The following is a 22938-nucleotide window of genomic DNA, read 5'->3' as shown; positions in this document are numbered from 1 at the left end:
CGCCGATCCGGATCCCGGATCGGCGGCTTTCTTCGGTACGGCTACAGACGCGACTTCACGGCGGCCGAGATGCGAGAGCCGTCGGCCTTACCGGCGGCGATCGCGGTGGCGGCCTTCATGACCTGGCCCATCTGCCGCATGCCCGGGCGCTCGCCGAGTTCCTGGGCGACCTGCGCGATCGCGGTATCGGCGACATCGGCGACCTCGGCGTCGGTCAGCTGCGTCGGCAGATATTCATCGATGATGCGCGCCTCGGCGTGTTCGTTGGCGGCCAGTTCGCCACGTCCGGCCTGGGCATAGACCTCGGCCGACTCGCTGCGCTTCTTCGCCTCTTTCTGCAGTACGGCGATGACCTCGGCGTCGGAGAGCTCACGTGCCTGCGAGCCCGCGACCTCCGCGGTCTGGATGGCGGCGAGCAGCATCCTGAGGGTGGCGAGGCGCAGCGTGTCCTTGGCCTTCATCGCGGCGGTCATATCCGCACGCAGCTGCGATTTGAGTTCCGACATGTGCCACACGGTAGCCCTTTCCCTGTTCCCGGCCCATTACATTTGGCGTTCGACCCGGATTCACCACACCGGCCCGACCGCTTGTGCGGAAACACACTCGGCGTTCCGCACCGGGGTCACCTATGCTGGGCAAATGCCCGTAATCTCGACCTCCGCCATCCGACGAACCGCGTTGGGAGCTGCCGGGGCCGCGGTGGCCGGTATCGGCTACGCCTCGCTGATCGAACGAAACGCCTTCGTACTGCGCGAGGCCACGATGCCCGTGCTCCAGCCGGGCTCGTCGTCACTACGGGTGCTGCACATCAGCGATCTGCACATGATGCCTGGTCAGAAGCTCAAGCAGCAGTGGCTGCGGGAGTTGGACCGGCTGGAGCCGGACCTGGTCGTCAACACCGGCGACAATCTTTCGCACCAGAAGTCGGTGCCCGCGGTGGTTCAGGCCCTCGGCGGATTGCTTTCCCGCCCGGGCCTTTTCGTTTTCGGCAGCAATGACTATTTCGCGCCGGTGCCGAAGAATCCGGCGAAATACTTCAAAAAGGATCACCGCCGGGTGTATGGCGCGCCGCTGCCGTGGAAGGACCTGCGCGCGGCCTTCACCGAGCGCGGCTGGCTCGATCTGACCCATGTCCGCCGTGATGTCGAGGTCGCGGGCATTCGAATCGCGAGCGCGGGCGTCGACGATCCGCATCTGCAACGCGACCGATACGACACCGTCGCCGGTGCGCCCAACCCGCTCGCCGTGCTGAGCATCGGCCTGACCCACTCCCCCGAACCCCGGGTGCTGGACCGCTTCGCCGAGGACGGCTACGACCTGGTCATGGCCGGACATACGCACGGCGGCCAGCTGTGCCTGCCCGGATACGGCGCGCTGGTCACCAACTGCGGTATCGATCGCTCGCGGGTGAAGGGCTCGTCCAAGTGGGGCGCGCACACCCAACTGCACGTCTCCGCGGGTCTCGGTACCTCCCCGTGGGCGCCGTACCGCTTCTGCTGCCGCCCCGAGGCGACGCTGCTGACGCTGGTCGCCGCACCGCCGAAACGTCCCAATGCCGATAGCGGACAGGGCGTTTCACCCTCGGAAGCCATCGCCCGCTGAGAGCGCGTCGAGAACTCTCTGTCGCAGACTGATCTCATCCGGGACGCAGAGCAGCACTGCCTCTGGTCCGAGTGGCCGAAGCGCGAGCCCCGGTGACAGTACCCATGGACGGGAGGGCTCGGGCCTGCATCGCGGTGTGGTTCAAACCAGCCCGGATGAAGTGGGAACCGACGTGCACACCAGATGGTGTGCACTACATGGTGTGGGAACCATCGACAAGGGGTTTCCAGAGACGCTGTAAGGTCCTTTGCCGAGACTGACTGACATCAGGCAGGGGACAGTGTGAGTGATTTCGACGACCGGCGCGAAACCGGTACGCCGTATCAGCAACAGCCTTATGGGGCAGCGCAATTCGGCCCCGCGCTCGGATTGCCCGGATCCGGGCAGTCCACTCCCACGCAGTCGGGGGCCGACGCGGCGCACGGCACATTCGGTGCGCCGGTCGAGCTCGATCCGGCCGCACTGTCGCCGTTCGGCCCCGAACCGACGGCCACACCGTGGCACGGCGGCGTCGCACCGGCGCTGCCCATGCCGTGGCAGCCCGAGCAGCAAACAGCAAGCGCCCCTGGTCAATTCGATCCGACCCTGCAGTGGGCGCCGCAACCCGCGCCGGCATGGCAGCCGGGCTCGCCGATGCAATTCCAGCCCGGCGCAACGCCTTCCGGACCGCACGGCGGTATGCAAGCTCCCCATGGGCCGAGCGGTGGCTCCAATGCGTTCTTCGCTGACCGATTCGCCTCGGACCTGGCCGCCGCATCGAGCGCGAACCGACCGGGCCACGGGCGCCGCACCGCATGGATCGCCGCCGCGGTCGCGACGCTCGTGGTCGCGGGCGGGGCGACGGCGGCGATAGTCACGGCCGGCCACGGCTCGGAGGACACCGCGGCGCAGAATCCGGTTCCGTCGATGGTGAGCGCACTCACCCCCACGGGTTCACATACCTCGACCCAGCCGACCACCACCAAGCACGCCCCCGCGAATAACGAGACCCCCGTCGTACCCGGTTACCAGGTTGTGGTGGCCTCGGACCTCGGGGCCGCCTATGACGTACCCGCCGACTGGACAGTCGCCCCCGACGGCAAGGTCGGCGGCTTCGGCGATCCGCCGGACGCTGTCACCGGCAAGGGGCTGGCCACCGAGGGAAAGAGCTACTGCCCCGGTTCGACCCGCACCGTGGCCTTCCTGACCGGCTCCAAGGACACCGATTCGGCAACCGCCGCAACCGAACTCGGCACCAGGACCGCCAAGATCGCCTACACCAACTCACCGGGCGGTATCCCGAGCGCCGCGCAGCCGCTCCGCTCGCTCGACGGCTCCCAGCAGGGCATGTTCGTGGAGACCAAGGGCACTGCGACCAAGGTCAATCCGGGCTGCGCAACCGACTACTCGATCTACACCTTCGCCACCCCCACCGATAGCGGCAATTTCGTCATGGTGATCGCGGCCGACACCGGCGTCCCCAATGCCCTCGACGCGGCCACCGCGATGCGCATCTTCACCAGCATTCGCCCCCATGGAGGCTGATTGACCTGCGGGTTTAACGTCTGGACATGAGCTGTTGTAAGCTACTCCAGGTTCGCTTCACGGGGTGTGGCGCAGCTTGGTAGCGCGCTTCGTTCGGGACGAAGAGGTCGCAGGTTCAAATCCTGTCACCCCGACTCGTGGTTGAGACGAACGGTTCCGCCCCCGGCCCGCACAGGTCGGGGGCGGAACCGTTTTCGCTGGTTGGCCCGGCGGTCGGGGGTCGGCCACCACACCGCGCAGGCAATGACCGCTAGTAGCCCGCAGACCAGGGCGAGCAAGCCAACGATCACGAACGCATCCATCCATACCTCCCGAGACTTCTCGTAGGTGCCCCCGGCGTCGCGACGGATCGGCACCGACCGGCACGGAAGTGCCCGGCTGTCATCAGCCTGCGGGGACAATGTGTCCTGCGGTGGTGCGGCGACGTTGCCGAGTGTTGCTGTCTGCTCCCCCTCACTGTGCACCGCCGGTGCGAAATTCCGGAAGGCGGCACGCCGAAGGAACGCGCGATGTTCCGATATGTCCCCGGTCGTCCGATATGGGCGGTGAGCAGACTCTTACCGCTTGCTAACGTGCGGTCATCTCGACGAAACGCGAGGTCCATAGCGTATACACCCATGTCGACACGGGTGGCCACACTGGCGGATGCAGCGGGACGGCCGCTGCGGGACGTTGTTTATACGACCTTGCGCGGCGAGTTGATGAACGGGGATATCCGGTTCGGCGAGCGCCTGACCGAGCCCAAACTGTCGACCCGGTTCGGAATCTCGCGGACGCCGGTCCGGGAGGCGCTGACCATGCTGTGCTCGGACGGACTGTTGCAGCGGGAGGAATACGGCTTCACTCCGGTGCGGCCGAGCATTCCGTTGATCCGGGACCTGTATGAGCTGCGAATTACCTTGGAGCTCGGTGGAATTCAGCGCGCCATCGATAATCCGGCGGTCGTGCACGATCATGCGCTGCTGGCGGCCGAGCGCGAGGCCTGGCTGGCCCTGCGCGCGGATCCGCCCGAGCAGGAGCCCGGTTTCGTGGTCCGCGACGAGGAGTTCCACGTCACGCTGCTGACGGCGGCGGGCAATGCCGAGCTGGTGCGCTCGCTGAAGGCGGTGAATTCGCGGATCAGGCATGTGCGGATGTACGACTTCATGGTCAACAATCGCATCGAAACCACCATCGCCGAGCATCTGGGAATTCTGGATGCCGTGCTGGCACAAGATCTTCTGCTGGCATACCGGCTGCTGCACACGCACATCGGTGAATCGCTGGATGTCGTTCTCGATCGGGTCACGCGGGCCATCGCCGCGATGTCCTTGGCAACTGAATAGGGGAGTTTCCGGTGACACTGGAATTCGATACAGTTCTGGTCGCCAATCGCGGCGAAATAGCCTGCCGGATCATGCGGACGGCGCGTGCGCTCGGATTGAAAACCGTCGCCGTGTACTCCGATGCCGATGTCGGTGCTGCCCATGTCGAAATCGCTGATGTCGCAGTGCATCTGGGGTCGAGTCCGGCTGCGGCGTCCTACTTGCGTGCCGACCTGGTTGTCGAGGCGGCGCTGTCGACGGGTGCGGGCGCGATTCATCCCGGATACGGATTCCTTTCGGAGAACGCGGATTTCGCCACGGCGGTGACCGATGCCGGGATCGCATTCGTCGGGCCGACGCCGGAGCAATTGCGCATCTTCGGCGACAAGCACCGCGCTCGCGAGACCGCCGCGGTCGTTGGGGTGCCGCTGATTCCGGGTAGTGGACTGCTCGAATCGGCAGCACACGCGGTGGCCGAGGCCGAGCGCATCGGCTATCCGGTGATGCTCAAGGCGGTCGGTGGCGGCGGCGGCATCGGCATGCAGGCCTGCGGTAATGCCGATGAGCTGCGGTCGGCATACCTGCGCGTGCAGCGTTTGGCCGCAACGAATTTCTCCTCGACCGGTGTTTTCCTGGAGCGGTTCGTGGCGCGGGCCAGGCATATCGAGGTACAGCTGTTCGGTGACGGTTGCGGGCGTGTGGTGAGCCTCGGCACCAGGGATTGTTCGCTGCAGCGGCGCAATCAGAAGGTCATCGAGGAAGCGCCCGCACCCGGACTCGCGCCGGAGCTGTCGGAGCAGTTGCTCGCGGCGTCGCGGGAGTTGGCCAGGTCGGTGGGGTACCGATCGGCGGGCACAGTGGAATTCGTTTACGACGTCGAGCGCGCTGCGGCCTCGTTCCTGGAGATGAACACCCGGCTGCAAGTCGAGCATCCGGTGACCGAGGCGGTGACCGGGGTTGATCTGGTCGAGTGGATGTTGCGGCTGGCGGGCGGGGACAGCTCGATGGTCGACGACCTGCCCGAGACCGGACCGGCGATCAGCGGATGGGCCGTAGAGGCGCGGGTCTATGCCGAGGATCCGGTACACCAGTACCGGCCGAGCGCCGGGTTGATCACGGCCGCGACCTTTCCGGTGGATGCGGCGGTTCGGGTCGACACCTGGGTGGCGACGGGCACCGAGGTCAGTCCGCACTACGACCCGCTGCTGGCCAAGGTGATCGCGTCGGGACCTACTCGCGACGCGGCCTTCGCGGGATCGAGTGATGCGCTGGCCGCGACCAGGATCTACGGGGTCCAAACGAATCTGCCCCAGTTGCGGGCGGCGATTGCCGATGCCGTGGTGCTCGACGCGGACCACGTCACGACGACACTGGCCGATATCCGACCCGCCAGCCATCGCATCGATGTGCTGCGCGGTGGCACGATGACCACGATTCAGGATCATCCGGGGCGAATCGGCCTGTGGCAGGTCGGAATTCCGCCGTCGGGTCCGATGGACGATCTGTCGTTCACCCTGGCCAATATCGCCGTCGGCAACCCCGCAGGTGTGCCCGCGCTGGAATGCACGCTCCAGGGTCCACAGGTGCGTTTCGCCGATACGACCGTGGTCTGCGTGACAGGTGCTGCGACGCCGGTCACGGTGGACGGACAGCCGGTCCCGATGTGGCAGCCGGTTACCGTCCCGGCCGGGTCGGTGCTCGATATCGGCGCACCGTCGGACGCCGGATTGCGCACCTACCTCGCGGTACGCGGCGGCATCGACGCGCCGCTCTATCACGGCAGCGCCGCCACCTTTACTCTCGGTGGTTTCGGCGGCAGCACCGGCAAAGCCATTGTCGCGGGGGACGTGCTGGGAATCGTCAGGAATCGGCCCGAACTCGCTGAGCCACAAGTGGTTCCGTTCGATGAGCGACCCGAATTCACGCACGTGTGGGAACTGGCCGTCGGTATCGGACCGCAGACCACACCCGCCTATTTCACCGATGCGGATATGAACCAATTCTATTCGCACCCTTGGAAAGTCGGCAGTCACGCGAATCGCACCGGCGTTCGACTGGAGGGTCCGAAGCCGACCTGGTCGCGCACCGACGGTGGCGATGCGGGATTGCATCCGTCGAATCTGCACGACAACCCGTACAGCGTCGGAACATTGAATGTCTCCGGCGATACCCCGATCCTGCTCGGGCCGGACGGTCCGAGTCTCGGCGGCTTCGCCTGCCCGCTCACTGTGATCTCGGCGCATCGCTGGAAACTCGGCCAGTTGCGTCCGGGCGATACCGTCCGCTTCGCGCCGGTCGACGATGACCGTGCCACCGCGCTGCGCCGTTCGAACACCGCTCGCGCCAAGGCCGAGGCCCCAACTGTGGCGCTGAGCCCGCTCACCGGTTCCCGCGCGCCGGTCGGACCGGCCGATCGCGGCATCCTCGGCACCGTTGCGGCGGGTACGGATCGCCCGCAAGTCGCCTATCTGCGCGGCGGCGATGACAATATTCTGGTCGAATACGGCGAGATGGTGCTGGATCTCGGCTTGCGCATGCGGGTACATGCACTCGCCGAAGCATTGGCGGGCACCGGTCTCCCGGGCATCATCGATGTGACGCCGGGTGTCCGTTCACTGCATATCCATTTCGATCCCGAGATGCTGCCGCAGTATCGGTTGCTCGGCACGCTGACCGACCTCGAATCCGAACTGCCCGCAACCCATGACCTCGTGGTGCCCAGTCGCACGATTCGATTGCCGCTGTCGTTCGACGATCCCTCGATTGACGAGGCCATCGATCGATACCGCAGCGGAATCCGCGATACCGCGCCGTGGTTGCCTTCGAATACCGAATTCATCCGCCGCATCAATGGACTCGACAGCGTCGAGGATGTGCGTGCCGCGGTCTTCGACGCCGAATACCTGGTGCTCGGCCTGGGTGACGTCTACCTCGGTGCGCCGCTCGCGGTTCCGCTCGATCCGCGGCACCGGCTGGTCACCACCAAATACAACCCGGCGCGCACCTGGACACCAGCGGATGCCGTCGGCATCGGCGGCAAGTACCTCTGCGTATACGGCATGGCATCACCGGGCGGCTATCAGCTGATCGGCCGGACGGTGCCGATCTGGTCCAGCTACCGACAATCCGCACCATTCGAAACAGGCACCCCGTGGCTGTTCCGATTCTTCGACCGCATCGTCTGGGAGCCGGTGACTCCCGAGCAGTTGCTCGAACAGCGCGCGGCCGCCGCTGCCGGGCGCTTCGACGCCGAGGTCAGCGATGGCACCTTCGCACTCGCCGACCACCTGCGGGTACTCGCCGAAAATGCCGAGGCCATAGCGGAATTCGAGACCAAACAGGCCGTCGCCTTCGAAGCAGAGAAACAGGCCTGGCGCGCCGCAGGGGAATTCGAGCAGAGCACGATCGTCGAGAGTGTGCCGGAACCCGCAACCGATCCACTGGCCGGATTGCCGCCGGACGCAACGGTGGTCACCGCACCGATGATCGGCAATGTCTGGCGGGTGGAAATCGAGGTGGGCCAGCGTCTCGGCGCCGGCGATCCGGTGGCCATCCTCGAGGCGATGAAACTCGAATTGCCGGTGCACAGCCCGGGCACCGGCACGGTACTGAAGGTACTGGCCACCCCCGGCGCGAAAGTGGAACCGGGAACCCCACTAGCAGTAATCGGAGCCACCGAATGACCGCAGGCGTCCTAGGCAATATCGAAGTACACGGCACGCCGACCGCGCGGGTCGCCGCCGCGTATCGACGCATCGCGGAGGTCGATCGGCCGGAGGTGTGGATCACGCTGCGTGCCGAGGCCGACGTCGCCGCCGAGGCCGCGAGCGTCGAACAGCGGCTCGCCGCGGGTGAATCCTTGCCGCTGGCAGGGGTGTTGGTCGCGGTGAAGGACAATATCGATGTCGCGGGGCTGCCGACCACCGCGGCCTGCCCCGAATTCGCCTACACCGCCGAGGTCACCGCTGCGGCGATCGAGCGCCTGGTCGCGGCGGGCGCATTGGTTCTCGGCAAGACCAATCTGGATCAGTTCGCAACCGGGCTCGTCGGCACGCGCAGCCCATACGGCGCGGTTCGCCACGCGCACAATCCGGAGTTGATTTCCGGCGGGTCCAGTTCCGGATCGGCAGTCGCCGTAGCTCTCGGTATCGCCGATGTCGGAATCGGAACGGACACAGCGGGTTCCGGACGCGTACCGGCCGCGCTGCACGGAATCGTCGGTATCAAGCTCACTTTGGGGATCATTCCGGCACACGGCGTGGTTCCGGCTTGTGCGGACTACGACGCGGTGACGGTATTCGCCACCGACCTCGACAGCGCGGTCGCCTCGGCCGCGGTCATGGCCGGACCGGAGCCTCGGGATCCGCGCAGCCGGTCCTGGCCCGCCGATGTTCCGCTGGCCGCGCCGCAGAACATCCGGCTGGCGGTCCCGCGCGCCGAGGATCTCGTCGCGCTCAGCGATTCGTATCGAGATGCGTTCGCCCGCACCGTATCCGCGGTGACGAGTGCCGCGATAACGACCGAAGAGGTCGATATCTCCGGGATGCTCGATGCCGCGCTTCTGCTCTACGACGGCGCGATCGTCGCGGAACGCTATGCGGCCGTCGGTACATTTCTCGATACCGCGCCGGCGAGCGCCGATCCCACCGTGACTGCCATCATCGATGCCGCGCGAGCAACGACCGGCCCCGGATTCGCGGCTGATCTGGACGCCTTGGCGCGAGCCAAGGCCGCGGCGGCGGTGACTTTGCAGGGGTTCGCCGGACTGCTCTTGCCGACGACCACTGAGCATCCGAGTATCGCTGCGGTACAAGCGGATCCGTTCGGCATCAACCGACGGATGGGCACCTTCACGAACTTCTGCAATCTCCTCGATATGGCAGCCGTCGCCGTCCCCGGCCAACCCACCGCGACCGGCGCGCCCTTCGGCGTGATGGTCGTGACGCCCGCCTGCGCCGATCAGGTCGCCGTCGATATCGCCGCCCGCATCATCGGCGCGGACAACGCTCCGACATTGATCGAAGACGGCGTTGAGCTGGCCGTCTTCGGCGCGCACCTGCGCGGTCAGCCGCTGCACTGGCAGTTGGAGGAGATCGGCGCGCGCTTCACCGGCGAGATCCGCACCACCGACGCCTACCGCCTGACCGCACTCGACACCACGCCCGCGAAACCCGGACTGGTGCGCCACGGCCCGGGACTCGGTGCGCCGATCCTCGGCGAGCTGTTCCGGGTATCAGCGGCGGGACTGGGCCACTTCCTCGCCGCGCTGCCCGCGCCGATGGCGCTGACCAGTGTCGAACTATCCGACGGACGTACGGTCATCGGCTTCGCCTGCACCTATGATGCCGCGGGTACCGCCACCGATATCACCTCCTACGGCAGTTGGAAGGCCTACTTGCAGCACCAGAACTAGCCGCTGGCTCAAACGTCTTACACATTTGTACTAGACAAACGTGCAACGCCTTTGTTAGACATATGTGCAAGACATTCGAGCCAGTGAGGAACAGATCATGAGCAACACCAACCCCGCCACCAACCGCCCGCGGGTCCTCGTCTGCGGCGGCGGCATCGGCGGCAATGCCGTTGCCCTGCAACTGCTCCGGGCCGGGATCCGAGCCACCGTGGTCGAGCGGGCGGCCGCGCCTCGCCCCGGCGGGCAGGCTGTGGATCTGCGCGGTCCGAGCGTCGAGGTGGCGGAGCGGATGGGGCTCATGCCCGGTATTCGCAAATCCCAACTGGACGAGCGCGGCATGGTTTTCGTGGACAGCGAGGGCAAGGAACTGCTGCGCATGGCCGCGGAGGTTTTCGAGGGTAAGGGCGCGGTCGCCGAGATCGAGATCACCCGCGGCGACCTGAACCAGGTGCTGCTCGATCTGCTCGAGGAGGCGGGCGGCGTCGATTACCGCTATGGCGAATGGGCTACCGAGATCAGCCAGGACGACGCGGGCACCGATGTCACCTTCGCCTCTGGCAGCACCGAGCGGTTCGACATCGTGATCGGCGCGGACGGGCTGCATTCCTCGACCCGGCGCCTGGTCTTCGGCCCGGAGGAGGATTTCTCCACCTATCTCGGCGGTTACATGTCCTTCTTCACGCTGCCGACGCCCGCCTATGCGGAGCAGCACTGGATCGCGATGAACTCGCTGGTCGGCGCGACCGGTGTGGGCCTGCGCCCGGACGCCGATCCGACCACCTGCAAGGCGCTGGTCGTCATTCGCGACGCCGCGAATCCGGCGCTGCGTCGCGATGTCGCGGCACAGCAACAGCTCATCCGCGAGCGGCTGGCCGAGGGCGGCACGATCGCGAGCACCGTCAGCGATGCCATGGCCACCGCCGACGACTTCTACTTCGACGAGTTGGCCCGCATCGACGTCCCGAACTGGTCCAAGGGCCGCGTGGTGCTGCTCGGCGACGCGGGCTACTGCGGTTCGCCGCTCACCGGACAGGGCACCGCGATGGCACTCGTCGGCGCGTACGTCCTGGCCGGTGAAATCGCTACGCACGCAACCGATCCCGAAAAGGCGCTGGCTCGCTACGAAGAGGTGCTGCGGCCGTTCGTCGCTACCGCGCAGGAGCTGCCGCCGGGTGGTCTGCGCTCGATGACGCCCCAATCGCGCTTCGGCATTCGCGCTGGCCTGTTCGTCAGCAAACTGATGACCACCAAGATCATGAAGCCGCTCATGATGAAGATGCTCACCAAAACCGAGAGCTACGAACTGCCTGATTACTCGGTCCAGACGCCTCGGCTGACCGCTCGAGGCCCGGCCGGGCCGGTCACCCCTCGTGAACCGGCCCGGCCACATACACCCTTGGATGGGATCGTCGGCACGCACCGAATGGTTACCTTCGGCAGCGGCGACTGATTCGCCGGTCAGCTCCGGGAAGAGCCATCCGAAGTGGTTGCCCCCGGTAAAGCGCCAGCGGGCCGGTCACCCCTCGTGGACCGGCCCGGCTGGCACTACCCCCGTGACGCGACCTGCTACCCCTCGTAAACAGGTCGAGTCCGGTTCCCCACCCCCGGTGGTGGCTTGTGTTGCGGTGTTGACACAAACAATGCCGTCGCGGGCTTGTTGGGCACTTAAGAAGACCTTGCAGGAACAAAACCACAGGTAGTCGCATTATTTGCGGAAGATCCCGACAAGTTTGCGGCGCGGTGGCACGAATCGGCGGATGATGGAGGATGAGGCGCCAAGGAGAATGGGAGCGGCGATGGAAACCGTGGTTGTCTGGGTGCTGGCCACACTGCTCTATTGGTGGGGCCTGTTGTAGTTCCGAGCCCTGGGGTCCGTGGATTCCCCCATAACGAAAAGCTCCGCCTCCGACCGAAATGGTCAGGGGCGGAGCTGTTTTCGGACCTCAGCTAGCAGCCGTCCAGTCCGGCGCGGACACCTTCCTCGACACGCTTGCCGAGTTCGGCGTCCACGTTCTTCCAGTATTCGAAGACCCGAGACAGCACCGGCTCGCGCACACCGCCGAGCACATGGCCGACGATATTGTCCACCAGACGATCTCGCTGCGCGTCGTCGAAGACCTCACGGACCAGAGTGCCCGCCTGGGTGAAGTCGCCGTCCTCGGCATGCTCGATGTAGCCGGCGCGTACCACGGTCGGATCGAACTCCCAGACGCCGCCATCGGGCGCCCGCTCCGGATCCGCATGCGGGCCACCGAACGAATTCGGTGCGTAGACAGGCACATTCGCGTCGTTGTAGTCGTAGCGCATCGCGCCCTCCTTGGAGTAGGAGTTCACCTCCGCGGCGCGTGCGCGGTTCGGCGGCAGCTGCGCGTAGTTGGTGCCGATGCGGTAGCGGTGCGCGTCAGCGAAGGCGAATACCCGGCCGAGCAACATTTTGTCGGGCGAAAAGCCTATGCCGGGAACGATATTCGAGGGTTCGAAGGCGGCCTGCTCGATATCGACGAAGTAGTTGGCCGGATTGCGGTTCAGGGTCCACTTGCCGACCTCGATCAGCGGGTAGTCCCGATGCGACCATACTTTGGTCAGATCGAACGGGTTGAAGCGGTAGCCATCGGCCTCGACGACCGGCATGACCTGCACGTACAGGGTCCAGCTCGGGAACTCGCCACGCTCGATCGCCTCGTAGAGATCGCGGCGGTGATAGTCGGCGTCCGCACCCGCGAGGCGGTCGGCCTCGGCCTGGGGCAGGTAGTCGATGCCCTGATCGGTCTTGAAGTGGTATTTCACCCAGAAGCGCTCGCCCACGGCATTGATCCACTGGTAGGAGTGCGAGCCGTAGCCGTTCATATGACGGTAGGTCTTCGGGATGCCGCGGTCGCCCATCAGCCAGGTGACCTGGTGGGCGGTTTCCGGCCGCAGGGTCCAGAAGTCCCACTGCATATTGTGATCGCGCAGGCCGCTACCGGGCAGGCGCTTCTGCGAACGGATGAAGTCCGGAAACTTGATCGGATCCTTGATGAAAAAGATCGGGGTGTTGTTGCCGACGAGGTCGTAGTTGCCGTCCTCGGTGTAGAACTTCACCGCGAAACCCCGTGGGTCGCGCCAGGTGTCGGGGCTGCCCTGTTCGCCCGCGACGGTGGAGAACCGCGCCAGCGACTCGGTCCGCGCGCCCGGCTGGAAGAGTTCGGCCTTGGTGTAGCGGCTCACGTCATTGGTCACCACCAGCTCGCCGTATGCGCCCGCACCCTTGGCGTGCACGATCCGCTCCGGCACCCGCTCCCGGTTGAACTGGGCGAGCTTTTCGATGAGGTAGTGGTCGTGCAGCAGGATCGGACCCTGGGTGCCCGCGGTGAGCGATTCGTTATCGCTCGATACCGGCGTTCCGGTGTTGGTGGTGGTCGGCTTGGTCATCGGCAGCCTCCTTCGCTGAATGTGTACGGCAGGTCGGGCACAGACCCCAGAAGACGACCTCGGCCTCGTCGATCACGAACCCGTGCGCGTCCTCGGGTTCCAGGCAGGGTGCTGTGCCCACGACACAGTCGATATCGACGACCGTGTCGCAGCTTCGGCACACCAGATGGTGATGGTTGTCCGCGACCCTGGCCTCGTACAGCGCGGGCGAACCGGCGGGTTCGATGCGCCGCAGAATTCCGGCGTTCACGCAGGCCCGGAGCACGTCATAGACGGCCTGCGTGGATACCGAGCCCAGAGTTTCGCGGACGGCGGCGGCCACCCGATCGGCATCCGAATGCGGTCGGGCCGCCACCGCAGCCAGCACCGCGACCCGCGGGGCGGTAACCCGCAGACCGGCCGCACGCAGTCGTTCGCCCGGATCGGTGAGGTTGGTGTGCATGCATCCGATGGTTACGCCTTTTCTAGAATTAGTCAAGAATTTGGATAGATCTAGAAAATGGTTTTATCGCGCCGGTCAGCCAGCGGATGTGGCGGCGGTCATGGAAGACCTGGGCGGTCGGGCGCATCGAAACGCAAGCGGGATGCCGATGCCGCGCACCCTCCGCGCGGAGATGCCGCACGCCTACAGAACCCAGATGCCGCACACCCGGGGCGCAGACGACGCGCAGCTCCCGGGGACGCCGGTCACGCGCACATCTGGTGACGGAGATGCCGCACACCCCGGGGCGCAGATGACCCACGGCTCCACGGACACCGGTGACGCGCACACCCTGAACACAGACCCACGACGCAGACGACGCGCAGCTCCCGGGACGCCCACTGACGCGCACCGCCCGGGACGGAGATGCCGCACCCCAGGACGCAGACACCACGCACCCCTACGTAGATGACTCGCGGGGCGGGCGGGCCTGTTTCAGGAGCGGAACTTCTTGGCTCGCATGTACTTCGCGAGTTCGTCGTACGTTCCGTCGTTATTGGCGAATTCGATTACGTTGCGGGCGGATTCGAACCAGGGGCCCGCGCTCGGCTTGATCTGGCTCAGCGCGACTTCGATATCGGCCATGCCGACCGGGCGCACGGTGCCGGTGCTGATCGAGTCGGCCATCGCCAATTGTGTTGCCGAGGTACAGATGTGGGCCAGGTCCGCACCGGAGAAGCCGTCGGTGCGCCGCACGATCGCCGGGAGATCGATGCCCGCGACCGGACGACCCTTCAGGTGGTAGTGCAGGATCGCCCGGCGCGCGTCCGAATCCGGCAGGCCGACCAGGATCATGCGGTCGAACCGGCCGGGGCGACGCAGGGCGACATCGAGGTCCCACGGATGGTTGGTGGCGCCGAGGATGTAGACGCCGTCGTTGCTGTGGGTGGCCGAATCCATCTCGTTGAGCAGCTGATTCACCACATTGCGCATCCAGGCCGAACCCGACATCTGACTGCGCTTGTGCCCGAGTGCGTCGACCTCGTCGAGGAATAGCACGCAGGGCGCATTGCGGCGGGCCATTTCGAAGACCTCGTGCAGATTGCGCTCGCCGGAACCGTGATAGATATCGAGGATGTCGGCGATCTCGATCGGGTAGAAGTTCGCACCGAGTTCACCGGCAACCGCCGCGGCGATGAAGGTCTTACCGCAGCCGGGCGGCCCGTATAGCAGCAGTCCGCCACGCGCGGAAGTGCCGAAAGCCTTGGCGAATCCGGGATTTCGAATCGGACCGAGCAGCGTGAGTTCGAGCTGACGCTTCACATCCTGCATGCCGCCGACATCGGCCAGCTTGACGGTGGGCTTCTCGAATACGCCGACATCGGAGTCGGTGACGAATTCGCGCGAGCCCCCGTCGATGAATGCGGGGGCGATGATATCGCCGACCTGTTCTTCGGCGGCCGCCCAATCATATTGCGACGGATCGCCTTTCGCCTCATCCGGGGCCGACCCGTTTGACGTGGTGTTGCTCGGCGCGGGCTGACTCAGCGTCGACTCGGTCGGCGATGGGTGGGCCGACGCGGGCTGGCTCGGCGATGGGTCACTCAGCGTAGGCTCTGTCGGCGATGGCTGGCTGAGCATCGGCTCGCTCGACGTCGGCCGGGTCGGTGCAGCGGGGGGAACCGCACCACTTGCGAGCGCGATTGTGCACTGCTGCAACAACTCCAGCACTCGCGGATGTCCCGGTTCCTGACCGAGCGCGGTCGCACACTGCGCCAGCGCCTCGGCATGGCGGCCACGATCGATCAGCAACTCGATCACCCGCACCCGCAGCGCGAGCACCTCCGGACTGCGCTCCAACGCTGCCAGCATTTCGGCCAGTACCAGATCATCGGACACGCCGATCCCCCTCTTCACCTCGTGAGCCCGTTGATTCTAGATTGCGGCACGCGAGTCCGTAGCGGCCCGAACCACCACCCGCGGTAGCCGACAGTGCCAGGGACCTGCCCGTCGAGCGGCCGTGCCGCATCTGATCACGGTCGCCGGGTGCGCCGTGCGGCGGCATGCCGCCCACAAATCTGCCGGTGCATATCCGGTCTCGGGTGAGAGGACGTCGGCTTCTGCCGTGATCGCAAAGACCGGGCGACAGACACCGCTGATGGCGAATAGCTCGATAGATACCAATCGGTCGGTTTAGTGACCGGGGCCGCAGCATCCGTCCGTGCTGCACAGACAGGTCCGCGCCGCCCAGGCAGCGGAAAGCTATCGGACGGCGCGGCGGGATCCGACCCGGCGATTTTCGTTGTGCGCATCACATCGCGATTCGTGGAATAGATCCGGCCGGCGGACCGTTGATCACCTCTGTCGGCGTCCGGACAGCCCCGGGCCTCACCTCATTCGTCGCTACGAGCGACCACTCGCCGAGAGGCGCTTGTGGGACGTCGGCACTCGAGTCGTGACGTTGGCGTGGCGTCCGGCGACTCAGCGCCGCCAGGTTTACCAACCTGGCGGCGTTTGGTATTTCCGAGCGGCTCGACTCGTCAACGACCGCGGTGTGGTCGATGATGCAGCCATGGCAACGCGCGGCGACGCACTGCGACGCAGGCTCGGACTCACCGACTCCGTGGTGATCGGGCTCGGGTCCATGGTCGGCGCGGGCATTTTCGCCGCGCTTACTCCCGCAGCGGGCGCGGCGGGCAGTTGGCTGCTGCTTGCCCTTGCGGTGGCCGCACTGCTCGCGTACTGCAATGCGACGTCCTCGGCGCGGCTGGCGGCGCGGTATCCGGTATCGGGCGGGACGTATGTGTATGGACGCGAGCGTCTGGGTGCGTTCTGGGGATATCTGGCCGGGTGGGGATTCGTCGCGGGGAAGACCGCATCGTGTGCGGCGATGGCCCTGACAGTGGGCGGCTACGCGTGGCCGGAACATTCGCGGATCGTCGCGGTCGCGGCGGTTGTCGCGATCACCGCGATCAACTACACCGGCGTGCAGAAATCGGCGCTGGCCACCCGGATCATCGTGGCGGCGGTACTGGCTGTGCTGGTGCTGGTCGTCGGGGTGGGATTGTTCGGAAAACATTCCGCTGCAACGACTCTGCCGGACCGGATCGGACCGCGCGGCATCTTACAGGCCGCGGGATTGCTGTTCTTCGCCTTCGCGGGATATGCCCGTATCGCCACCCTCGGCGAGGAGGTGCGCGATCCGCGACGCACGATTCCCCGGGCCATCATGATCGCGCTCGGGATCGCGCTGGCGGTCTATGCACTGGTGGCAGTGGCCGCGTTGGAGGTGCTCGGGTCGGCGGGGCTCCCGCATGCGATCGATCCGCTGGCCCGGGTCGTCTCGACGGCCGGGGTGTCCGGGCTTGCCCCGGTGGTCCGGGTCGGTGCGGTGCTCGCGGCGGCCGGATCGCTGCTCGCGCTGATACTCGGGGTTTCGCGCACGGTACTTGCAATGGCACGCGACAGATATCTGCCGGGTTCGCTGGCCGCCGTGCATGCGCGATTCGGTGTGCCGCATCGGGCGGAGTCGGCGGTCGGTGCGGTGTTCAGTGCTGACCGGACTCACCGTCCCAGCCGTGGGCGCTGGCTGGTTCGCGGTACGTTCGCGCCGCTGATGTCGTCCGAAGTGCGGACCGATTTGAGTGAGCGGTGCGCCGCGGATGCATTACGTCGTCGAGCGGCGCGCCGAGTCGGCAATTGACCGAGACGCATTCAGCCTGTTGCCCCGTCTGGCGAGGTCGGTCGCGATAGCCTTTGCGCATGGGGCGCATCTACGGATTCCTGGCCGGAATCGCCGCGGTATCGCTGGTTGCGGGAAGCGTTTTCGCCGGAAGTGCGCAGGCCACGCATACCGAGCAGCTGTCATGTGGGGTGTCGTCCGGGCGAGAGCCGGAACGGGCGGCGCCGGAACAGGTTGGACTGGATTCGGGGCGACTCGCGGAGGCATTGGAGTTCGCCGGCGGGCGTAATCGGTTGAATGTGCAGGTGTTCCGGCACAATTGCCTGATCGGCGAGGGGCCGACGAACGACCAGACCGGAAATGTCGCCTGGAATATCTGGAGTGCGACGAAGAGCGTGGTTTCCCTGCTCGCCGGAATAGCGTGGGATCAGGGGAAACTCGATATCGAAGCGCCGATCGACCGGTACCTGCCGCCCGGACTCGGTGATGCGCAGCATCGGTCGATCACCGTGGAGAATCTGCTGACCGAAACCTCCGGCATGAAGGTGGGCGTGCTCACGGAGGGCGTCACCGGGGTGATTCCACTCGATCCGAATAGTGCGGTACAGGCGCTCGGGGTGCCGTTGGACAATCCGCCGGGCGTGGCATTCAGCTACAGCCAGCGCAATGTCGATCTGCTCGCCTATGTCATCGAATTGGCCGTCGGGGAACCGCTGCAGCAGTTCGCGCAGCGTGAGCTTTTCGATCCGCTCGGCATCGAACGCGGCGATTACTACTGGGCGCGCGACCGCGCCGGGCACACCTACGGATACGCCCATCTGATGATCCCACCGAACAATTTCGCCAAGCTCGGCCTGCTGGTGAGCAATAACGGGAGCTGGGGCGGGCAGCAAATCGTCTCCCGGACGTATCTGTACAAAGCACGCCAGCCGTCAGCGCAGAACGCGTGCTACGGCTATCTGTTCTGGATCGGACCGGGATGTGCCGAGACCCCCGACTACCTACCCGCCGACATTTACTCGATGTCGGGACTCGGCATGCAGAACGTCTTCATCATGCCGAGCCTGGATTTGACGGTGGTGTGGACCGGAGTCTTCGGAAATGTCAGCAACGAGGGCATTTCCGGGATTGTGCAGAACACCGCGGAGCTGCCGTACGAATTCTTCCGTCGCCTGTTCGCGGCCTTCGAAGTCCGTCCGGTGCCCGATCCGGGTCCGTATGTGGAGCCGCCGCTGCGGCTGGATCCGAGGCGGTTCGTGGATACGAATCTGCTGCTCGCGGTCTTCGGCATCGGACCCGCGGCCTATCCGGGCTGCGATGTCTTCACCTGCCTGAACTATCCGTTGGCGCCGCCGTTCGCCGATACCCCACCCGGCTGCGCCATTCTGGTCTGCCTCGGTCCGGATCCGCGCACACCGGGCATCCGTTGAATCACACACCGAAGAAAGGGATATCGCCTTCCTTCGCGCCCTGTGCGAAGAAGTGATCCGGCGAGACCGCGATGAACAGTGCATTGCCCTCGGCGACGAGTTCACCGTCGTGTTCGAGGCGGGCGTGGATATGCAGTTTGCACTCGCCTTCGCGCCGATCGAGGATCACGGTCACGCCGGGGCACAGTAGTGACGACTTGCGCTGGAGCGGTCAGAGGGGCGTGAGCCAGTTGTGGTTGGTGTCGGTGCGGAGGGCGGCGGTGTGGCGTTTGCGGAGGGCTTGGGTAAGGGGGCCGGGGTGGCCGCCGGCGATCAGGCGGCCGTCGACTTCGGTGACAGGCGAGGTCCCGGATGAGGTGCCGGTGACGAAGACTTCGTCGGCGATGTAGAGCTCGGTGAGGTCGATGGTGCGTTCGACGTTCGGAATGCCGTCTTCGGCGGCGAGGGTGAGGATGGTGCGGCGGTTGATGCCGTCGAGGATGTCGCAGGACACATCCGGGGTGATCAGGGTGCCGTTGCGGACGAGGAAGATATTGGCGGCGCTGAGTTCGCAGACGTGGCCGTTGCCGTCGAGGAAGATGCAGTCGTCGTAGCCGCTGTCGATGGCATCCTGTTTGGCGAGTACCGAATTGACGTACGCGCCATTGACTTTCGCCCGCGAGGGAATCGCATTATCCGGAATGCGCCGCCATGGACTGGATTTCAGTCGCATGCCGTCCTGGGGCACGATCGGCACCGCGTCGTAGACGAAAATGCTGACTTGGATGGCACAGCCCCGTACCCGGGTGCCCGGAATCGATTCGACGACATGCACTGTCGCGCGGACGAATACGTCCTCGCTCGGCGTATTGGCCGCGACCAAGTCGATGATCGCCGTGCGGAATCGGGCGAAGTCCCATTCGACGGCGAACCGGTCGATGCCGATGATCTTGCAGGATTCCTCGAGTCGCCGGAAATGGTCGTCGAGCCGAAATGCGGTGCGTGCCGATCCATCCACAAGTACTGGGAACACTGTGTACACACTGAGCCCGTACAGCACTGCCGACGATGCGACCGCGACCGACGCCTGTTCCGCGTCGATCAGCCGGTCCCCGAAATACACCTGTGGATAAGGATTCGCCATCGGCGCAGGCTAGCAGTGGGCACCCGAGCGGAGCGAGGGAATTTCGGCCCCGCCCGGGCCTGCTGGGTCAGTTCTCCACAAGCCGGGCGAAGCGCGCCGTATCCATGTAGTCGCGGAACAGCGTGACCTTGCCGTCGCGAACTCGAACGACATTGACGGAGGTGCGAACTCGCGCCCGCTCGGCGCCGGGCACCGTCATATCCACCTCGTTCTCCACGAAAACCACCTCGGGATCGGCTGTTTCGTACACCTGTGGATAGATCCCGTGCACCTCGATTCGCGAAATTCCGGACCAGCGCTGCGCGAGATGCGCGCGTATCTCCTCGCGCCCGACCAGCCGGGTCGGCATTCCGGGAATGACGAAGGGGATCTCGAACACCGCATCCGGGGCGAGCAACTCGACAAATGCGTCGGCATCGCGAGCGGGCAGCTCCCGAAACAGCCGTTCTACCAGTTCACGAGGGCTTTCCACCGAAGTCTCCATCATGAAAACACCTGCTTCAATTAAGCGGAACGTTGACCCCGCTTATCATCCGGAACGGTCGCCCCGCTTGTCAATGCCTCCAGTAAACTCAGCCCTCATGACCGATCGCGAGGGACCGCGCCCGCTGCGCGCCGACGCGCGCCGCAATCGCGACCGCGTACTCGCCGCCGCCCAGGCGGCCTTCGCCGCCGAGGGCATTTCGGTCCCGCTCGATGAAATCGCCCGCCGCGCCGGCGTCGGCGCAGGCACCGTCTACCGCCACTTCCCCACCAAGGAAGCCCTTTTCGCAGCCGCGATCGTAGACAGCGTCGAGCGCATGATCACCTACGCCCGCGAACTCGCCACCGCCCCCGAACCGGGCAAAGCCTTCTTCGACTTCCTCGACCGCATGGTCGCCGAGGGCAGCGTCAAACGGGACCTAGCCGAAGCCGTAGGCGCCGAAAGCCACAAACCCGCCCACGAGCTGAGGGCGGCCATCGCCCAATTACTCACCCGCGCACAACAATCCGGGAACGTACGACGCGATATCGATATCGACGATCTCATGCGCGTCGTGAAGGGCACCTTCTTGGCCGCCAACTCCACCAACACCACCCCCGACCAACGCCGCCGCACGTTCGCGATCATGTTCGACGGACTACGACCTCACTGAGCGGTTCCCGGCTAGCCCGCACCGGTCGCGTGTTCGTCGATGCTCTCGCCGCTTTCGAGTGCCCGGCATGGTCGAAGCGGGCGAGCATGCCGCCGTGAGCAGGACCGTTATCGACTCGCGCTGTCCCGATCGACTGCCGACAGATCGTGACGTGGCGCGCGGCAGGCGTCGACGATGATCTTGCGAGCCGCACGACCTTCGGGGCTGGGCATGAGCGCGTAGTTGTGCGGCAGCCGGGGGCCCTCGTTGTAGTCGACCGGTACCCCGGCGGCTTCGGCGCGGCGAGTGAGGGTTCGCGCGTCGGGCAGGACCATTTCGTGGGTGCCGGAAAAGATGGTCAGGGGCGGCAGTCCTTCGATAGCGCCGAACAGCGGGCTGACGCGCGGGTCGCGCAGGTCGAGGCCACCCGCGTAGATCCGCGCCACCTCGGCCATTCCGGGCCGCTGATGCAACGGATCGACCTTTTCGAGCTCGGGCAGTGACGGGTCGGACAGGGTGGCGTCGAGCCATGCGGAGATCAGCACGACCCGAGATGGTTGCGGCCCACCCTGATCGCGCAGGACATGTGCTGCCGCCAGTGCCAGCAGACCGCCTGCCGAGTTGCCCATCACCACGGTCCTGCCGGAGCCACGCTGCTCGATCGTGCGGGCGAGTATCGCGGCGGTGGTGGCGACCATCTCCGCGGCGCTGCCGTGTGGGATCAGCGGATAGATCGGGACCACGACCTCCGCCGGAACGACAGCGCCGAGTTCGCGGACGAAACTCCAGTGCGGGCGCACGATCTCGGCGAAAAAGCCGCCGCCGTGCAGGAAAACCACGCTGACGTCGGCGGGTCCGGCGCTCGGCGTTACCCGGAACACGGGCCAACCGCCGAGATCATCCCGGGTGACGGTCGCCGCCTTGCGTAGGAACGCCGGGGGCCGCACCTCTTTGACGCGACGGTCACGCTTTTCCAGCGCCGCATGAATCCCCTCCGCGCTGCCGAGCATCTGCTTCTGGCCGCGCGAGGCCAAAAGTGCGGTGATGGCTCTGGTCTGCAAGCTCGGCTTCGCGGTAACTGCCTCGGTCGTCATTTCCGTTCATCTCCTGTCGTCGCGGCTCGCACCGGCTGATTGCGCCGGGCACCGATTAGCCTGACGAACATGACCGGGACCGCGCTTTCACAAACCTGCGGTGCGCCGGTGCTGTGGATGCGGCCCGGACATGTCGGATATCTCGGCCCGGAGCTGGGCGTCGGGATGCATGCCACGTCGATCGGGTATCTCGGCCTGAGCTTGGACGGACCGTTCGCGGTGGAGACGGCGGCGGAAGCGACGATCATCACCCGCAGCGTGTTCATACCGGCTCGGGTACCAGCCCGGATTGTCTCGGAGGGCCGGATCGCATTGCTGTTCGCCGAACCCGGCATCGCGATGATCGCCGGCGTCACCACCGGATCGGGTGGCAATGTCCAGTCCACTGCGGTCGATCCGAGCGCCGAAGCCGCCCTCATCTCCGCGGCCCGAACCGGTGTCGCCGAGTTGGAGTGCCTGATATCGGTTCGGCAATCGACGATCGACCCCCGAATCGATGCCATTGTCCGCGACATTCGTGACGATCCGACCGCACACATCCGGGCCGAGCACGCGGCCGATGCGGCCGGGATGTCGGAAACCCACTTCCTGCGAACCTTCGCCGCACACACCGGCACCACATTCCGCCGCTACCGCCAATGGGCCCGGCTCCGAATGGTTTTCGCGAGCTTGGCCGCCGGACACGACCTCACGCGCTGCGCCGCCGATGCCGGATTCGCCTCCCCGTCACACCTGAGCGAAACCTTCCGGCGCACATTCGGGCTGTCACTGACCGCGCTGCTCGGCTCGTCAGTGAAACTCGATGTCAGATGACCGAAA

18 protein-coding genes and 1 tRNA gene are annotated in these 22938 nt (G+C 65.8%); 11 read left to right on the top strand and 8 right to left on the bottom strand.

Annotated elements, in window-relative coordinates; all coding sequences use genetic code 11:
• Nucleotides 1-41: 41 nt before the first annotated feature.
• Nucleotides 42-506, bottom strand: coding sequence for a GatB/YqeY domain-containing protein (locus ACQPYR_RS02240; protein WP_063046865.1), 465 nt, complete (start codon nucleotides 504-506; stop codon nucleotides 42-44).
• A 133-nt stretch (nucleotides 507-639) separates the two neighbouring features.
• On the opposite strand from ACQPYR_RS02240, the gene ACQPYR_RS02235 reads away from it, so the two are divergent.
• From ACQPYR_RS02235 to ACQPYR_RS02205, 7 genes are all read left to right on the top strand, one after another.
• Nucleotides 640-1602 (top strand): metallophosphoesterase, encoded by a 963-nt coding sequence (locus tag ACQPYR_RS02235; protein WP_387294162.1) that lies wholly within the window; start codon nucleotides 640-642, stop codon nucleotides 1600-1602.
• A gap of 282 nt (nucleotides 1603-1884) precedes the next feature.
• Nucleotides 1885-3126 (top strand): hypothetical protein, encoded by a 1242-nt coding sequence (locus tag ACQPYR_RS02230; RefSeq protein WP_433627009.1) that lies wholly within the window; start codon nucleotides 1885-1887, stop codon nucleotides 3124-3126.
• 60 nt (nucleotides 3127-3186) lie between these two features.
• Nucleotides 3187-3260 (top strand) — tRNA-Pro (locus tag ACQPYR_RS02225).
• A gap of 483 nt (nucleotides 3261-3743) precedes the next feature.
• On the top strand, nucleotides 3744-4451 hold the full coding sequence (locus ACQPYR_RS02220) for a GntR family transcriptional regulator (RefSeq protein WP_433627007.1): 708 nt from the start codon (nucleotides 3744-3746) through the stop codon (nucleotides 4449-4451).
• 11 nt (nucleotides 4452-4462) lie between these two features.
• The gene (gene uca / locus ACQPYR_RS02215) at nucleotides 4463-8113 is read left to right on the top strand and encodes an urea carboxylase (protein ID WP_433627004.1); all 3651 of its coding nucleotides are present in this window, start codon (nucleotides 4463-4465) and stop codon (nucleotides 8111-8113) included.
• A complete protein-coding gene (gene atzF, locus ACQPYR_RS02210; protein ID WP_433627001.1) occupies nucleotides 8110-9843 on the top strand; it encodes an allophanate hydrolase in 1734 nt (577 codons plus the stop codon). Before uca ends, atzF begins: the two co-directional genes overlap by 4 nt.
• A gap of 97 nt (nucleotides 9844-9940) precedes the next feature.
• Nucleotides 9941-11293: an FAD-dependent monooxygenase gene (locus ACQPYR_RS02205; RefSeq protein WP_433626998.1), complete on the top strand. Its 1353-nt coding sequence runs from the start codon at nucleotides 9941-9943 to the stop codon at nucleotides 11291-11293.
• A gap of 497 nt (nucleotides 11294-11790) precedes the next feature.
• Here ACQPYR_RS02205 and ACQPYR_RS02200 read toward each other — a convergent pair whose 3' ends face one another.
• From ACQPYR_RS02200 to ACQPYR_RS02190, 3 genes are all read right to left on the bottom strand, one after another.
• A complete protein-coding gene (locus ACQPYR_RS02200; RefSeq protein ID WP_433626996.1) occupies nucleotides 11791-13254 on the bottom strand; it encodes a catalase in 1464 nt (487 codons plus the stop codon).
• Nucleotides 13205-13696, bottom strand: a complete 492-nt coding sequence (locus tag ACQPYR_RS02195; protein ID WP_433626994.1) for a Fur family transcriptional regulator — start codon at nucleotides 13694-13696, stop codon at nucleotides 13205-13207. Before ACQPYR_RS02195 ends, ACQPYR_RS02200 begins: the two co-directional genes overlap by 50 nt.
• A 474-nt stretch (nucleotides 13697-14170) precedes the next feature.
• On the bottom strand, nucleotides 14171-15547 hold the full coding sequence (locus ACQPYR_RS02190; RefSeq protein ID WP_433634979.1) for an AAA family ATPase: 1377 nt from the start codon (nucleotides 15545-15547) through the stop codon (nucleotides 14171-14173).
• Nucleotides 15548-16247: 700 nt separating this feature from the next.
• Between ACQPYR_RS02190 and ACQPYR_RS02185 the strand changes: the two genes are divergently transcribed.
• Nucleotides 16248-17378, top strand: coding sequence for an APC family permease (locus ACQPYR_RS02185; protein ID WP_433626992.1), 1131 nt, complete (start codon nucleotides 16248-16250; stop codon nucleotides 17376-17378).
• Nucleotides 17379-17437: 59 nt separating this feature from the next.
• Complete coding sequence (locus ACQPYR_RS02180; protein ID WP_433626990.1) at nucleotides 17438-18787, top strand: serine hydrolase domain-containing protein; 1350 nt, start codon at nucleotides 17438-17440, stop codon at nucleotides 18785-18787.
• A 1-nt stretch (nucleotide 18788) separates the two neighbouring features.
• On the opposite strand, the gene ACQPYR_RS02175 is transcribed toward ACQPYR_RS02180, so the two are convergent.
• From ACQPYR_RS02175 to ACQPYR_RS02165, 3 genes are all read right to left on the bottom strand, one after another.
• Complete coding sequence (locus ACQPYR_RS02175) at nucleotides 18789-18962, bottom strand: hypothetical protein (protein ID WP_433626987.1); 174 nt, start codon at nucleotides 18960-18962, stop codon at nucleotides 18789-18791.
• 36 nt (nucleotides 18963-18998) lie between these two features.
• Complete coding sequence (locus ACQPYR_RS02170) at nucleotides 18999-19910, bottom strand: aminotransferase class IV (protein ID WP_433626984.1); 912 nt, start codon at nucleotides 19908-19910, stop codon at nucleotides 18999-19001.
• A 67-nt stretch (nucleotides 19911-19977) separates the two neighbouring features.
• A complete protein-coding gene (locus ACQPYR_RS02165) occupies nucleotides 19978-20397 on the bottom strand; it encodes a nuclear transport factor 2 family protein (RefSeq protein WP_433626981.1) in 420 nt (139 codons plus the stop codon).
• 94 nt (nucleotides 20398-20491) lie between these two features.
• Between ACQPYR_RS02165 and ACQPYR_RS02160 the strand changes: the two genes are divergently transcribed.
• Nucleotides 20492-21046 (top strand): TetR/AcrR family transcriptional regulator, encoded by a 555-nt coding sequence (locus tag ACQPYR_RS02160; protein ID WP_433626978.1) that lies wholly within the window; start codon nucleotides 20492-20494, stop codon nucleotides 21044-21046.
• 107 nt (nucleotides 21047-21153) lie between these two features.
• Here ACQPYR_RS02160 and ACQPYR_RS02155 read toward each other — a convergent pair whose 3' ends face one another.
• Nucleotides 21154-22119: an alpha/beta fold hydrolase gene (locus tag ACQPYR_RS02155; RefSeq protein WP_433626975.1), complete on the bottom strand. Its 966-nt coding sequence runs from the start codon at nucleotides 22117-22119 to the stop codon at nucleotides 21154-21156.
• Nucleotides 22120-22188: 69 nt separating this feature from the next.
• On the opposite strand from ACQPYR_RS02155, the gene ACQPYR_RS02150 reads away from it, so the two are divergent.
• A complete protein-coding gene (locus ACQPYR_RS02150) occupies nucleotides 22189-22932 on the top strand; it encodes a helix-turn-helix domain-containing protein (protein WP_433626972.1) in 744 nt (247 codons plus the stop codon).
• The last annotated feature ends 6 nt before the right edge of the window (nucleotides 22933-22938 follow it).

Source organism: Nocardia sp. CA-120079 (assembly GCF_050955745.1).
Taxonomy (GTDB): Bacteria; Actinomycetota; Actinomycetes; order Mycobacteriales; family Mycobacteriaceae; genus Nocardia.
Note: the sequence above shows the minus strand (reverse complement) of the source record. Positions and strands in the feature narration are given on the sequence as shown.

What these genes read in the sequence shown, in the direction of transcription:
- ACQPYR_RS02240 (WP_063046865.1), bottom strand. Translation starts at nt 506, where the DNA reads ATGTCGGAACTCAAATCGCAGCTGCGTGCGGATATGACCGCCGCGATG.
- ACQPYR_RS02235 (WP_387294162.1), top strand. Translation starts at nt 640, where the DNA reads ATGCCCGTAATCTCGACCTCCGCCATCCGACGAACCGCGTTGGGAGCT.
- ACQPYR_RS02220 (WP_433627007.1), top strand. Translation starts at nt 3,744, where the DNA reads ATGTCGACACGGGTGGCCACACTGGCGGATGCAGCGGGACGGCCGCTG.
- atzF (WP_433627001.1), top strand. Translation starts at nt 8,110, where the DNA reads ATGACCGCAGGCGTCCTAGGCAATATCGAAGTACACGGCACGCCGACC.
- ACQPYR_RS02205 (WP_433626998.1), top strand. Translation starts at nt 9,941, where the DNA reads ATGAGCAACACCAACCCCGCCACCAACCGCCCGCGGGTCCTCGTCTGC.
- ACQPYR_RS02200 (WP_433626996.1), bottom strand. Translation starts at nt 13,254, where the DNA reads ATGACCAAGCCGACCACCACCAACACCGGAACGCCGGTATCGAGCGAT.
- ACQPYR_RS02195 (WP_433626994.1), bottom strand. Translation starts at nt 13,696, where the DNA reads ATGCACACCAACCTCACCGATCCGGGCGAACGACTGCGTGCGGCCGGT.
- ACQPYR_RS02190 (WP_433634979.1), bottom strand. Translation starts at nt 15,547, where the DNA reads ATGCTGGCAGCGTTGGAGCGCAGTCCGGAGGTGCTCGCGCTGCGGGTG.
- ACQPYR_RS02185 (WP_433626992.1), top strand. Translation starts at nt 16,248, where the DNA reads ATGGCAACGCGCGGCGACGCACTGCGACGCAGGCTCGGACTCACCGAC.
- ACQPYR_RS02180 (WP_433626990.1), top strand. Translation starts at nt 17,438, where the DNA reads ATGGGGCGCATCTACGGATTCCTGGCCGGAATCGCCGCGGTATCGCTG.
- ACQPYR_RS02170 (WP_433626984.1), bottom strand. Translation starts at nt 19,910, where the DNA reads ATGGCGAATCCTTATCCACAGGTGTATTTCGGGGACCGGCTGATCGAC.
- ACQPYR_RS02165 (WP_433626981.1), bottom strand. Translation starts at nt 20,397, where the DNA reads ATGATGGAGACTTCGGTGGAAAGCCCTCGTGAACTGGTAGAACGGCTG.
- ACQPYR_RS02160 (WP_433626978.1), top strand. Translation starts at nt 20,492, where the DNA reads ATGACCGATCGCGAGGGACCGCGCCCGCTGCGCGCCGACGCGCGCCGC.
- ACQPYR_RS02155 (WP_433626975.1), bottom strand. Translation starts at nt 22,119, where the DNA reads ATGACGACCGAGGCAGTTACCGCGAAGCCGAGCTTGCAGACCAGAGCC.
- ACQPYR_RS02150 (WP_433626972.1), top strand. Translation starts at nt 22,189, where the DNA reads ATGACCGGGACCGCGCTTTCACAAACCTGCGGTGCGCCGGTGCTGTGG.